We start from the raw sequence: 14,537 nt of genomic DNA on the forward strand, positions 1-14,537 counted from the left end.
TAAATCATACTAAATGAAAGGGTTCTAATCCTAGAAATAAAAAAGGTACTCAATGAGTACCTTATTTATCATAAAATGAGCTTCTTATTTTGCAAACTTCATATGATTAGCAATAGTTTCAGCTTGAGGACCAATGATAACTTGCAGATTACTCTCACCTAATTTCACAACTCCCATCGCGCCTAATGCTTTTAATTCCCCTTCTTTGATAATACGACGATCTTTTAAAGTTAAACGTAAACGAGTAATACAAGCATCAATAACCATTAGATTTTCTCTTCCTCCCAGAGCACTGACATAACTAGCAGCTAACTCCTTAGAGTCGATAGATTTTTTCACCTTTGCATCTTTTTTAGTAACAATGCTTTCTCGCCCAGGCGTTTTAAGATCAAAGGCTTTAATAAGCGCTAAAAATACAAAATAATAGATAGCAAAGAATGCAACACCTTGCACTAAGAGCATATACCACTGTCTAGCCAATGGATTTTGTGAAGAAAGTACCATATCCACTAAACCAGCAGAGAATCCAAAGCCCGCCATCCACTGCATATGCGCCGCAATAAATACCGATAAACCAGTTAATATGGCATGTACAACATACAATAATGGTGCGACAAACATAAATGAAAATTCAAGTGGTTCGGTAACCCCAGTAAAAAAAGAAGCTAATGAAGCAGCTAACATAATTGACGCTATTTTTTCTTTATTCTCGCTCTTAGCAGCAGTATAAATAGCAAGTGCAGCGCCAGGCAAACCAAACATCATAATGGGAAAGAAACCTGCTTGATACATCCCTACCGTTCCAACAGCTGTTTTACCTTCCGCAGCAAATTCTACGATAGTATCCTGACCAGCTAAAAAGTTAGGGATATCATTAATGCCAGCAACATCAAACCAGAATACTGAATTTAATGCATGATGAAGACCAACTGGAATTAATAAACGATTAAAGAATCCATATAATCCAGCACCAATATCTCCCATGCCAGAAATAGCCTCTCCAAAACTTTGTAAACCAGTGAAAATAATTGGCCAAACAGCCATTAAAATAAAGGCAACAAACATCATTACAATGGAAACAACAATAGGTACTAAACGACGTCCGGAGAAAAATGATAGAGCATTATTTAATTCAACACCTGAGAATTTATTATAAAGTTCAGCAGAAATAATGCCGACTAAAATACCTACAAATTGATTTTCAACATTATTAAAAGCCGCATTGGCCACCTCACCTGTAATTTGTTCAACAGCGCTCGGTGATAATAAAGAAGTAAGTACTAACCAGCCAACTAATCCCGAAAGAGCGGCTGCTCCATCTTTATCTTTTGACATACCATAAGTCACCCCAACAGCAAATAGTAATGCCATATTATCAATAACAGCCGCCCCAGCTTTTATCAAAAAGGCTGCGACTTGAGAATCAACACCCCAGCCATGAGGATCAAGCCAATAACCAGCACCCATCAAGATTGCAGCAGCAGGTAATACAGCAACAGGAACCATTAAAGCTCTGCCCACTTTTTGCATGTAACCTAAAATATTCACCGTCAGATCTCCTCAGATATGCTCTTTAAACTGTTATGGATTAATATAAAAAAATTGTAATTGAATATTGATAATTCTGGTGGGAGCTCATTACAGATGAGACCTTGTGACTTTAAAGACTTTATATCAAGCCGTAAATAGTAACGATTTATTTTGTGATAATTATCACCTAGATTTAAATTTCCAACAGAAAACAAGTAGCACCTTCATTGAACTTAATTTACGCTAGAGCGTATATTACATCATTTTCTGTCAGCTAATATTACAATCCTATTTAGGAGCAATAAATGCGTTTAATTCCTGTTAACAATGCCTCTGATGTTGGTTTATGGTCTGCGCGTTATATTGCTGACAAAATTAATCATTTTGCACCAACTGCAGAACGTCCATTTATATTAGGCTTACCAACAGGCAGTACACCATTAACAACTTACCAAGGTTTAATTAAATTATATCAAGCAAACAAAGTTAGCTTTAAACATGTTATTACTTTTAATATGGATGAGTATGTAGGACTTAACCCTAAACATCCTGAAAGTTATCATTATTTTATGCATGAAAATTTTTTTAAACATATTGATATACCATCAGAAAACATCAATTTATTAAATGCGTTAGCAACCGATTTAGCAGCGGAGTGTTTACGTTACGAAAATAAAATAAAAAGCACAGGAAAGATTCATTTATTTTTAGGTGGAGTAGGTATTGATGGTCATATTGCATTTAATGAGCCGGGCTCATCATTAGCATCACGTACTCGAGTTACAGCATTAACAACAGATACACGTATTGCTAATTCTCGTTTTTTTGAAAACGATATAAATAAAGTACCGAAATTAGCTCTCACCATTGGCGTAGCAACACTATTAGATGCATCTGAAGTATTAATTTTAGTCGCTGGCCGGCATAAAGCGTTAGCACTCGAAGCAGTGATTGAAGGAAGTGTAAATCATCAGTGGACAATTTCAGCATTACAACTACACCCTAACACTGTCATAGTGTGTGATACAGATGCAACAATGGAACTAAAAGTGAAAACACTTCGTTATTTTACAGATATAGAATCGCAACAACTGCAAAACTGATAAACGCCCCCTTATTCGGGAAAGTAAAGTTCTATTTGATAAAGAGATATTCGTCATGTACGCAGTTATTAATTGCACAATTTATACCGGTGAATCAATACTTATTGACCACGCGATCATCATCTATAATGAGCAGATCCATAATATTATTCCTATGACTCAATTGCCTAAAGAGATGAAAACTATCGACCTTAATGGTAATAATGTATCAGCAGGTTTTATAGATTTACAGCTCAATGGATGTGGTGGTGTGATGTTCAATGGAGCAGAAACTGAGCAAACCTTAGCAACAATGCAAGCAGCCAATTTACGCTCAGGTACTACAAGTTATCTTCCTACTTTTATCACCGATAGCGATCAAAGTATGAAACTTGCCGTACAAGCAACACAAGATTATATGAAAAAAAACACTAATGAAGTATTAGGTTTACACCTTGAAGGCCCTTATATTAGTGTTGAAAAAAAAGGCATACACCGACAGCAGTTTATTCGTCAAGCAGAGCAAGAGATGGTTGATTTTATCTGTGCGAATACACAAGTCATAAAAAAAGTAACTTTAGCACCAGAAGTAACACCTATCACCATCATCGAGAAATTAGACCAAGCAGGCATTGTTGTTTCTTTAGGCCATAGTAATGCCACCTACCAACAAGCCACTGCAGCAATTCAACATGGCGCTAGTTGTGCAACACATTTATTTAATGCCATGACTTCTATTACCGGTAGAGAACCTGGATTAGTTGGTGCTGTTTATGACAATCATATTTATGCGGGAATCATTGCTGATGGCTTCCATGTGGCTTATGAAAATATACGTTTATCTAAAAAAATAATGGGAGATAAACTATTCCTAGTAACAGATGCCACTGCACCTGCTGGAGCTAAAATTGATCAGTTTGATTTTGTAGGCACAAAGGTTTATTACAAACAGGGAAAATGTGTTGCTGATGATGGCACTTTAGGCGGATCGGCAATCACCATGATTGAATCAATTGAAAAATGTGTCAAACATGTTGGCATAACATTGGATGAGAGCTTACGCATGGCGACACTTTATCCAGCGAGAGTGATATCTGTTGATAATAAATTAGGCAGTATTAGCCCGGGTAAAATAGCGAACTTAGCCATTTTTGATAATGACTTTAACGTGACAGGCACCCTAGTCAACGGCATTTATAAAGCAGCTTAAACTATGAAGGTTTAATAAAAGCTCAGATCAAAGAAGGATCAAGTAAAAAAGAAGAGCAACATCATGTCACTCTTCTTTTTAATATATTTAAATTCAACTCTTCTTATGATTGTAAGAAGACAATATGCCCTTCTTCTACATCGGCTTGAATATCCTTACCTGTACTTAACTCTCCAGATAATATTTTTTGTGCTAATGCATTTTCTAACAGTTGCTGAACCGCTCTTTTTAGTGGGCGAGCACCATAAACAGGGTCATAACCGGCGTTCACTAATAATTCAATTGAAGCATCACTAAAGTTCAGTAAATAATCTCGAGCTTTAAGACGAGACTGTAATTCCTGTAATTGGATCTTCGCAATTGATTTAATATGTTGCTCACTTAATGGATGGAACACCACAGTTTCATCGATACGATTCAAAAACTCAGGCTTGAAATGTTTTGATAACACATCTAATAACGTGCTTTTAACATCATCATAAGCCGCTTTTGGAAATGCTTCTTGAATGATTTCAGAACCGATATTAGAGGTCATAATGATCACCGTGTTACGGAAATCAACAGTACGACCTTGGCCATCAGTTAAACGCCCATCGTCTAAAACCTGTAAAAGAATATTAAATACATCAGGATGTGCTTTCTCTATTTCATCCAATAAAATAACTGAATAAGGTTTACGACGCACCGCTTCTGTTAAATATCCGCCCTCTTCATAGCCAACATAACCCGGAGGAGCACCTACTAAACGAGACACCGAATGTTTTTCCATAAACTCAGACATGTCGATACGCACCATGTTATCCACACTATCAAACAAAAAGTTAGCTAATGCTTTACAAGATTCAGTTTTCCCCACCCCTGTTGGGCCTAAAAAGAGAAATGAACCAATAGGACGGTCAGGATCACTTAATCCAGCTCGACTACGACGAATCGCATTTGAGATAGCATCAATCGCTTCATTTTGACCAACCACTTGAGAATGAAGGTGCTCTTCCATTTTTAACAGTTTATCTCTTTCACCTTGCAACATTTTAGCAACAGGGATCCCTGTCCAATGAGCAAGAATAGCGGCAATCTCAGTTTCAGTGACCGAGTGTTTCAACAAGGTCATCTCTTGCATTTCAGCTTGAGAAGCTAATTCCAACTGTTTTTCTAAATCAGGAATTCGCCCATATTGCAGCTCAGACATACGTGTTAAATCTGTTGCTCTACTTGCAACTTCTAAATCTAAGCGAGCTTGCTCTAACAATTGCTTAATATTTTGCGCACCAGATAATACAGCTTTTTCAGTTTTCCAGATTTCATTCAATGATTGATATTCTTCGTCTTTTTCTTTTAAGGTTTCTTCTAAATCATTTAAGCGCTTAATACTGGCAACATCAGAAGAGTTTTGCAGTGCTTTTTTCTCAACATTTAGCTGAATTATTTTACGTCCTAATTTATCTAAACTTTCTGGTTTAGAGTCCATTTGTAATCGTATACTTGATGCAGCTTCATCAATTAAATCAATCGCTTTATCTGGTAATTGTCGATCTGAAATATAGCGATGAGAAAGCGTTGCGGCTGCCACAATCGCAGGGTCGGTGATCTCTACTTTATGATGTAATTCATAACGCTCTTTTAAACCACGTAATATCGCAATGGTATCTTCCACCGTTGGTTCATCAACTTGTACTTTTTGGAAACGACGTTCTAAGGCGGCATCTTTTTCAATATATTGACGATATTCATCTAACGTAGTTGCGCCAACACAATGTAACTCACCACGCGCAAGTGCTGGTTTTAACATATTACTTGCGTCCATCGCACCATCAGTTTTCCCAGCACCAACCATGGTATGCAATTCATCAATAAATAAGATCACTTGACCTTCTTCTTTAGATAACTCTGCAAGCACAGCTTTTAAACGTTCTTCAAATTCACCACGATATTTTGCACCAGCAATTAAAGACCCCATATCTAATGAAAGAACACGTTTATCTTTTAAACCTTCTGGCACTTCACCATTAATAATACGTTGTGCTAATCCTTCAACAATGGCGGTTTTACCCACACCGGGTTCGCCAATTATTACCGGATTATTTTTAGTACGACGTTGCAATACTTGCACCATACGACGAACTTCATCATCACGCCCAATAACAGGGTCAAGTTTCCCTTCTGCTGCACGTTCAGTTAAATCAATTGTGTATTTCGCTAATGCTTGTTCTGGGCCTTCGCCATCTGCATTATTGACTGTTTGTCCTTGGCGTATTTTTTTCAAAGAGGCTTCAACTTTGCTTTTGTTAAGCCCTAATTTTTTTAAGACTTGGCCTGCTTCGCCTTTATCTTCACAAGCAGCCATTAAAAACATTTCTGATGAGATAAATTTATCTTTTGCTTTCTGTGCGTATTTATCACACAAGTTAAAAGTAACACCCAGTTGATTAGATAGTTGTATATCACCACCACTACCAGAAACTTTAGGTAAGCGGTCCAATATAGTAGATAACTCAGATCGTAATGAATTTATATTAATTTCAAGGTCAGACAGGATGCTAGGTATTGAGCCTCCATCTTGATTTAACATTGCCACCAATACATGGGCAGCTTCAATAAATTGATGATCACGACCTAATGCTATTGATTGAGCATCAGACAACGCCAATTGAAATTTGCTAGTTAGTTTATCTATACGCATGGTAGTTCTCCTGAAATAATGACCTATAAAAAAGATGGGGCTAAGCAAAAACATTTCAAGGTTAAGAATGGAAGATCATGAAAAAAATTGTATAAATTTAAAACAATTTAATGGAGGGATGTAACAATATAACGAAGAAAAAAGAGGTTAATGAGGCACTTACTCAATCCAAATAAAAGTCGCTAAACGACCTGTTTTTCCATCACGACGATAAGAATAAAATAGTTCAGGATCAGTAAATGTACATGAATTATTTTCAGTGATAGTGACACCATTGAAAGCAGTTAAGCGTAGTTTAGCTAATTGATGCAAATCCGCTAACCATTTATTGTTATGTGCAACAAAAGCATCTGCAGCTTTAGCATCTTGAGCAATAAATTCATTGCGCACCTCATCACCTATTTCAAAGGCATTAAGACCAATACAAGGGCCTAACCAAACAAGTAATTCGCTTGTATTAATCGCTAGCTCAGTACAAATATGGTTAATACTTTTTTCAATAATGCCATCACATAAACCACGCCACCCTGCATGAATAGCTGCAACAAAAGAACCTTGCTGATCGGTCACTAATACAGGTAAACAGTCTGCAGTCATAACAACACAAGTACGTTGCTTAGAGTTGATCCAACTAGCATCTCCGTTGGTTGCTTGTGGCGTTTTGCTTGATAACTTAATTAAATCACAACTATGGGTTTGATTTAACCAACAAAAATCAGGTGCATCAGAAAATTGTTCAGCTAATAACAAACGATTTTCTAATACATGCGATAGATTATCAGCAACATGCATTCCTAGATTCAAACCAGCAAATTCACCTTCACTCACGCCACCCAAACGGGTTGTTGAATAAGCGTGAATATGAGTAGGAGCAGCCCAATTAGGTTTGATAAGTTGCATAGTGAGTTATAGGTCTAAATCATTTTCATGAGCAATCGTATCAGCTCGTAAAGCAGCGGCTAATGCTTTGAAGTCTTCAGGTGGTTCCGCGTGCCATTCCATCTCTTCACCTGTCATAGGATGTTCCAAACGTAACATAGTTGCATGCAATGCTTGACGTCTGAAACCACGCAATGCATCACTTAATTGTTCTGAAGCACCTTTTGGTGGACGAGGACGACCACCGTAAACTGGGTCTCCAGCAAGTACATGACCAATTGACATCATATGTACACGAATTTGATGCGTACGACCTGTTTCTAAACGTAAACGTAAACGAGTGTGACCTCGGTATTTTTCTGCAATACGATAATGTGTGATCGCATCTTTCCCACCCGTATGATTAACCGCCATTTTTGTACGATGTACTTTATCTCGGCCAATAGGAGCATCAACTTTACCACCAGCGGTAAAACGACCACATGCTATTGCATCATATTCACGCGTCATTTGGCGAGCTTGCAAGCTTGTTACTAAATGTGTTTGCGCAGGTACTGTTTTAGCAACCACCATTAGGCCAGACGTTTCTTTATCTAATCGATGTACGATACCTGCTCGAGGAACTTCTGCAATACTTGGGTAATGGTATAACAATGCATTTAATAACGTGCCGTTAGAGTTACCAGCACCGGGATGAACAACTAATCCAGCAGGTTTATTGATCACTAAAATATCGTCGTCTTCATAAACAATATCGATTTCAATTTTTTGAGCAACGTATGTTACTTCATCTTCTAATACAGCATTTACTTCTATCATTTGTCCTGTAAATACTTTTTCACGAGGAGTAGAAGAAACTTTGCCATCAATCTGTACCAAGCCTGCTAAAATCCACTCTTTAACACGAGAACGAGAATAATCAGGAAACAGTGCGGCAACCGCTTGGTCTAATCGAAATCCTAACTGTTCGTCTGTTACTTCTGCAGATAGGTATATTGCTTGGCTCATAGTGCTCTCTTCTTGTATTTTTTACGGTTGTCATTGATTTTGATAAAGTATCTACTCTGACACTCATCTTGTCACATTTTATCTTTTTTTACTTTTATTTCTTTCGGCGATAACCGATACTGTACTTTTTAATATTGGCCAACATTATAACACTTATGAATAAGATCCTTAGACTAATAACGACCACTTTTTTTATTACCATTCTTCTCGCTGGTTGTTCATCTAAAAAAAATTCAAAGCCACAGGTGCCAGACAAACCACCTGTTGAATTATATCAAGATGCATCTGCCGCATTAGAATCAGCTAATTATGAAAAAGCCTCTGAAATTTTAGAAGCTTTAGATAGCCGCTATCCATTTGGACCTCATTCTGAACAAGTACAATTAGACTTAATTTATTCGTATTACAAGCGTAATGAAGTTGCATTAACATTGGCAAATATTGATAAATTTATTCGTTTAAATCCTACGCATAAAGACTTAGATTATCTTTATTACATGCGAGGCTTAACTAATTTAGCGGGTGATGATCAATTCTTTCAAGATTTATTTGGAATTGATCGTTTTAATCGAGACCAAAGTAATTCACAAAAAGCCTTTAAAGACTTTAATCAGATCTTAAAATATTACCCTGAAAGTGAATATGCAAAAGATGCTCGCCAACGTATGACGTATATTAAAAATCGTGTTGCTCGTTATGAGATATCCATTGCTGAATGGTACCTAAAACGTGAAGCTTATATCGCGGCAATTAATCGTAGTAAAACGGTCTTAAATAATTACCCTGATACTCGCTCAGTCAAAGATGCACTGGAAATAATGATCCAATCATACAAAGAATTAGGATTAGCAGTACCAGAGAAAAATGCATTAGCAGTTTTGAAACTGAATTATCCTAACAGTATCGTGGTTCGACGCAGTGAACGTTGGACAATATTTGATTGGTAATAGCAATCACAATAAATGCAATCGGTATCATCATTTATAAAATGATTAAAAACGGAAGCAATAAATAACGAATAAAAAAGGAGAACTAAGTTCTCCTTTTTTATTCGTTATTTATTGCGATTAGTATTAAACCGCTTCACCATCTTCTTCGCCAGTACGAATACGAATAACACGTTCAACTGGTGTAACAAAAATCTTACCGTCACCAATTTTTCCTGTTTGTGCTGTACTCATGATTGCTTCAATACAACGTTCAACATACTCTTTTTTTACCACTAATTCGATTTTTACTTTTGGTAAAAAATCAACCATGTATTCTGCACCACGATATAGCTCTGTATGTCCTTTCTGACGGCCAAAACCTTTTACTTCTGATACAGTCATACCTGTGATATCAATATCTGCAAGTGCTTCACGTACATCGTCCATTTTAAATGGTTTAATAATTGCTTCGATTTTTTTCATAATAAACTCTTAATGTTGATTTCAAAGTAAAAGGATAAATCTTAAAAAGATTCAACGAGTGTTACTCCGGCCATGATCTTTAGGCTAATTATAACAACCAATATTACACTATTAACAAATCAATAAAAAACAAACTTTTACCACTAATTTAATCTGCTTCACTGTATTGATATTTATTATTCAAAGTCGCTTCACGTTAAGTGAAGAAATATGCGCTTAAAATAAAAAAGGATATCTGTACATCAATCTAAAACATTAACAACAAGATACCCTTCAGCATTATTTGTTATATAAAGTATTTTAATAAAGGTGGCGCCAGCTTAAACGACCCGTTAATTTCATATCATCAGGAAAACAAACAACTTTACCGGTACTTAAGGTAATACAAGTTTGTAATTGTGTTGAACCATTTGAAATAACTTCTGATGTACTTCCATCTTCATTCTCAACAAATTCAGTTTTTGGTGAAGCAACAGTTGTCATCCCCGTTCCAACACCATCTAAGAATTTATTTGAACCATCATCAGGCACTTCTAAAGACTCATCTTCTGGTGTACTAGGGTCATCAACAGAGGGAGTGCCAGGATTCCAACTTTTACCGGTATAAAGATTCAATTCCATATACCATCCTGTACCACCAACAACACAAGGATCCACACTTGGCATTAAAGTAATAAAGCTTACTTTATTCGCAAATACTGAACTATTGCCAACTTGACGCTCACCTTTATTATCTAAATTTCCTTCATATGTATTAATAAGATCAAGGTAGAAACCACTCACATTCGCCCAATCCACACTATTTGTAGATAATAATCGATTAGTTGCACTTTCATTTACAATGGTTTGATTTTGTAAGTTTCCTAACTTATTCGCAGCACTTCCCGTATTAGTAAATTTATTACCATTTGCACGATCCCTTGCTGCAGTAACCACAGAACCATCTAACATATCAGCAATAACATAAAAACTTTGAGTTGCTTGGTTATCAACTGACTTATCACTTGATTCAATGTATTTACCAGTACCAAACGCAACTAAAACACCAGTACCACTTGGATGACGAGCCACTGATGGGCGAGTTGTAATAGGTTGCGACATCAAACTACCATCATCAGATTCTGTCGGACTACTGGTTGTGAATAACGGTTTATTACCGTCTATGTTATTACCCCATTGATTAACATCACTACTAGAAATATCAAAAACCCACATATTACCAAACAGATCTCCAACATAGATGTGATCGGCAATACCATTACCGTCATTATCAATCAAAGCCGGTTGAGCAAATGCATTTGCTCTATCTGCCCCTGTAGGATCTGATTGAGTACCAACACTTAACCTTTTGATTAAACGCCCATCCTCAGCATTAGCAATATAAATGGCCCCATCTTTATTAACTGAGTTATAACCATTAGCAAAAATAACACTAACGTCTCCATTGGCTAATTTAGCCATAGTCGGAGCAGAAACACTGTAACCTAACCCTTCATAACCTGCTGATTGTGGTGTAATTTCCCACTTCATCATACTACTATTTGGCGTTCTCATATCCGAGACATCAATGGCATAAAGCCCTTTCACACCTAAACCTAATCGACCAACAAGTGTAGTTTTAACTATTCCACTATCCTGTTCTTCAGAATAAGCATTAATACCACCATCAACGGAATATTCATGGATATAACCACTTTTAACGTAGCTTCCTAGTGCATCATAAACACCACTTGGAACATATGCAGCAACTTCATTACCATCTGTAGCATCAACAATATGTACCATGCCATCATTGGCACCAAAAACTAAAAGATCCTTTTTAACATCATGCCCATTAGCACTTGCAACATAATAAGGTGTTGAGTTAATAATATCGCCAAGAACGCTACTACGTTTTCTTAGGTCATACGTTGAGCCACTTGCTTCATGCGTTCGGTCACCACGAATATAATCAACGGTTGCTTTTACATAAGAAAGTTTTTTATTCCCGCTCCTATCACCTAATAATTCACTTAACTGATACTTAGAAAATGAATTATCGCTTCCATTTAATGAGTCTGGTGTTTCAAATTGAAATACCTTTCCCGTTGTATCATTACGAGAAAATATTTTACGATTTGACCATGTCATTGCATCTAATTTAGTCGCCGCACTCCACGACGGTATAGTAGGATAAACACCATTTCTATCTGTTACGTAAGCATTAACATTACCACTCCAAGTGATCTCTTCGAATGATGATTGATAAACTAATGTGCCACTGATTAAAAAGTTAGAAGAGAAAACAGGAGCAGAACCGGTTACTGTACCTTCATAAGCTAAATCAAATGCAGCCGAAAGTTGGTTTTTTAATTCACCAGCATTAGTTACAGGGAAGTAGTTATCAGGTTTACCATCACCGTCAGCATCCCACTCACTTGTTAGATCAGGAAGTCCATTATTATTACTATCAGTAAAACCACCCCATTTAGCCGCATACCATAATGGTGACGGTAAAAACTCAGCTGCATCACTTGAACTAGGGAAAAAATTACGACTTGCATAATAAGGTAGTTCTGCAGTTGACCCGCTGTCTTTACGGTTTTGATACACATCAGTATTAGGAGTATCTAAATAATAAAGGTAGTCTTCTCCCTTATTATTAGTTGCACTGTCTTTGACTTCTAAGTACATACCGTCATTAGTTGTCCCTGATATAATATAACCAGCATGTTGTACAAAACTACCCGCTGCATAACTAGAATCAAGGGTGATCTCTACTCCTTTTTCTTTGTGATCGCTTTTACATTGACCGTTGCTACTCTTAGTACAAATATCCTTAACTTCATAGGTATAAGTAACGATCATATCCATATCATGATCAGCGCCTTGCTCAACATCTTCAAAGTTAATTCGAAACACGCCCTTCGTAGGAGAAATAGACTCGACATACCAATCTACGATTGTATTCGTTGGCTGAAAATAGCCCTCTAGGCTATTAATGACTCCTCCATAATGACCTTTAACCGTTTTAGCAAAAGGAATTATTTTGATTTCTTGGCCATCAATATCAACACTTATTTCAGGTAAATTAGAAGCTAAAGCAACAACCATTGTGGTTACATGCTGCTCTTCAGGTTTATCTGCGTTTATATCATTATTCAAACCAAAATACGCTACACCAGCTGAACTATAACTTCCTTGTTTAGTAGGCTCAGCTGGAGCTAGCCCTCGAATAGTCCCAAGTCCAGATATCGCTTTAACCGTTGGTGCATTATCTGTATAGGATCCTGATTGCCCTATAAAATATTCACCCGATGTTTTACCTTCTGTTGCAGAAATAGTGCTTAACAGCGTGCTGATATTAAAGTTATTACCGTCATCTGCCGTTAATGTGCTTCCGTTATACGTTGAAGCAAATTCGGAATATGCTCCAGGTAATTGATCAGAATCGTAAGAAGGGTTAATGTCACTAATTAATAACGTATTAGGTCGAGAACAAGTTCCTCGGCCGTCATATGGGTCATCCCAACTAGGAGCTGGTAAATTTAAACTTTGATCATACTGATGGGATGATTTTTCGTATGAATAACTTCCACTTGCAGCCTTTTCTCCTGCAAAGTAACGCATCGCTTCGTATAACATTTCCCCAACAGGATTCCCCCAAGAGGCACATTCACCTTCATTAATAGCTCTATTGGGTATCCAACCACAATTAGTATTGTGAGTTTTATCACTATAATTAAATCCATGTATCTTTAATTTATTAATGGTGGCAACAATACCATTATCATGAGAGGTAAATTGTCCGGTATTTGCGTCCAATTCATCAGAAAACTCTTTAACAACTTCTCTTAATACACCACCTGATAAATTTTTATTATAACTACCCGTTAATAAACCAAATAACATTTGGTCATTTGCACCATAATCATGCAACAACCCCGTTGGTTTATAGCTACCATTTGGATATAACTCACAGTTACTTTCTAGTAATCCTTCAACACAGACTTTGACTCTAACAGTGTAATCAGTACCACTATTATTCAGAACAGGACGTTCTGTAGAAGCCCAATTCCACACTCCCGAATTTGCATTTTGTCTTACTCTTAAAATAGGAGCTGCGTTATAACCTGTATAAGTAACACTCCCAAAAAAGTGTTGTTTATTCGAACTTGGCAATTCTAAGTTGGTATAATCTCGAATATCATATCCATCCACATCTTCAGACGTATAAGCTTTAGCCCAGCTATGTGCATCTTGAGGAATAAATACGCGTTCTAAAACGGTTTCAGACGCACTATCTATACTACGTGCACCGCCATAAAGTACTTTACGTAACACATCCATACGAGTCATCGTTAAATAGTTAAGGAAATTACCACTCCAAGGTGAGTCCGAATCTTGACACACATGATTATCTGACGTTGCCGCTTTCGACGGGACAAACATGCTTGATTCATATTCATAACAAGTCTCAGGATTAAAATAGCCTTCATAAGAATAATCAGGCATAAATTTGATATCGAGCACCCCATCACCATCAAGATCAGATGCATCATTATAAGCTTCATAATAAAGGGTATGATCACGCCCCATCACCAGCATCATCATAGGAGCTTCAGTCGTCCCTGTGTACAATGGTTTAGTCGCTAGCGATAAGCTACTTGCATCAGCTAATGTGCAAGCCAATAAAAGAGTGGATGAAAATAACACCTTATTTAATAATAAATTTTTCACAAATATATCCTTATATT

Annotated in this window: 9 protein-coding genes; 3 read left to right on the top strand and 6 right to left on the bottom strand. The window is 36.9% G+C overall.

The annotated features are described in order from the left end of the window. Positions 1–84 precede the first annotated feature (84 nt). Complete coding sequence (nagE, locus tag E2R68_RS01670) at positions 85–1,548, bottom strand: N-acetylglucosamine-specific PTS transporter subunit IIBC (protein ID WP_134275767.1); 1,464 nt, start codon at positions 1,546–1,548, stop codon at positions 85–87. A 287-nt stretch (positions 1,549–1,835) separates the two neighbouring features. On the opposite strand from nagE, the gene nagB reads away from it, so the two are divergent. Together nagB and nagA are read left to right on the top strand one after the other, a co-directional pair. Then, positions 1,836–2,633, top strand: a complete 798-nt coding sequence (gene nagB / locus E2R68_RS01675) for a glucosamine-6-phosphate deaminase (RefSeq protein ID WP_134275768.1) — start codon at positions 1,836–1,838, stop codon at positions 2,631–2,633. 55 nt (positions 2,634–2,688) lie between these two features. Then, the gene (gene nagA / locus E2R68_RS01680; protein WP_134275769.1) at positions 2,689–3,822 is read left to right on the top strand and encodes an N-acetylglucosamine-6-phosphate deacetylase; all 1,134 of its coding nucleotides are present in this window, start codon (positions 2,689–2,691) and stop codon (positions 3,820–3,822) included. 103 nt (positions 3,823–3,925) lie between these two features. Here the strand turns inward: nagA and clpB are convergent, their stop codons facing one another. From clpB to rluD, 3 genes are all read right to left on the bottom strand, one after another. After that, complete coding sequence (gene clpB, locus E2R68_RS01685) at positions 3,926–6,502, bottom strand: ATP-dependent chaperone ClpB (protein WP_134275770.1); 2,577 nt, start codon at positions 6,500–6,502, stop codon at positions 3,926–3,928. A gap of 159 nt (positions 6,503–6,661) precedes the next feature. Then, positions 6,662–7,402 carry a peptidoglycan editing factor PgeF gene (gene pgeF / locus E2R68_RS01690; protein WP_134275771.1) on the bottom strand — a complete coding sequence of 247 codons (741 nt, stop codon included), beginning with the start codon at positions 7,400–7,402 and terminating at the stop codon, positions 6,662–6,664. A 6-nt stretch (positions 7,403–7,408) separates the two neighbouring features. Then, positions 7,409–8,389 (bottom strand): 23S rRNA pseudouridine(1911/1915/1917) synthase RluD, encoded by a 981-nt coding sequence (gene rluD / locus E2R68_RS01695; RefSeq protein WP_134275772.1) that lies wholly within the window; start codon positions 8,387–8,389, stop codon positions 7,409–7,411. Between the two features lie 155 nt (positions 8,390–8,544). Between rluD and E2R68_RS01700 the strand changes: the two genes are divergently transcribed. Beyond that, a complete protein-coding gene (locus tag E2R68_RS01700) occupies positions 8,545–9,336 on the top strand; it encodes an outer membrane protein assembly factor BamD (protein WP_134275773.1) in 792 nt (263 codons plus the stop codon). 126 nt (positions 9,337–9,462) lie between these two features. Here the strand turns inward: E2R68_RS01700 and E2R68_RS01705 are convergent, their stop codons facing one another. Both E2R68_RS01705 and E2R68_RS01710 read right to left on the bottom strand, forming a co-directional pair. Then, a complete protein-coding gene (locus E2R68_RS01705) occupies positions 9,463–9,801 on the bottom strand; it encodes a P-II family nitrogen regulator (protein ID WP_134275774.1) in 339 nt (112 codons plus the stop codon). Between the two features lie 300 nt (positions 9,802–10,101). Beyond that, positions 10,102–14,520, bottom strand: coding sequence for a pilus assembly protein (locus E2R68_RS01710; RefSeq protein ID WP_134275775.1), 4,419 nt, complete (start codon positions 14,518–14,520; stop codon positions 10,102–10,104). Between the last annotated feature and the right edge of the window lie 17 nt (positions 14,521–14,537).

This window comes from Psychromonas algarum (assembly GCF_004376845.1).
Taxonomy (GTDB): Bacteria; Pseudomonadota; Gammaproteobacteria; order Enterobacterales; family Psychromonadaceae; genus Psychromonas.

What these genes read in the sequence shown, in the direction of transcription:
- nagB (WP_134275768.1), top strand. Translation starts at nt 1,836, where the DNA reads ATGCGTTTAATTCCTGTTAACAATGCCTCTGATGTTGGTTTATGGTCT.
- nagA (WP_134275769.1), top strand. Translation starts at nt 2,689, where the DNA reads ATGTACGCAGTTATTAATTGCACAATTTATACCGGTGAATCAATACTT.
- clpB (WP_134275770.1), bottom strand. Translation starts at nt 6,502, where the DNA reads ATGCGTATAGATAAACTAACTAGCAAATTTCAATTGGCGTTGTCTGAT.
- pgeF (WP_134275771.1), bottom strand. Translation starts at nt 7,402, where the DNA reads ATGCAACTTATCAAACCTAATTGGGCTGCTCCTACTCATATTCACGCT.
- rluD (WP_134275772.1), bottom strand. Translation starts at nt 8,389, where the DNA reads ATGAGCCAAGCAATATACCTATCTGCAGAAGTAACAGACGAACAGTTA.
- E2R68_RS01700 (WP_134275773.1), top strand. Translation starts at nt 8,545, where the DNA reads ATGAATAAGATCCTTAGACTAATAACGACCACTTTTTTTATTACCATT.
- E2R68_RS01705 (WP_134275774.1), bottom strand. Translation starts at nt 9,801, where the DNA reads ATGAAAAAAATCGAAGCAATTATTAAACCATTTAAAATGGACGATGTA.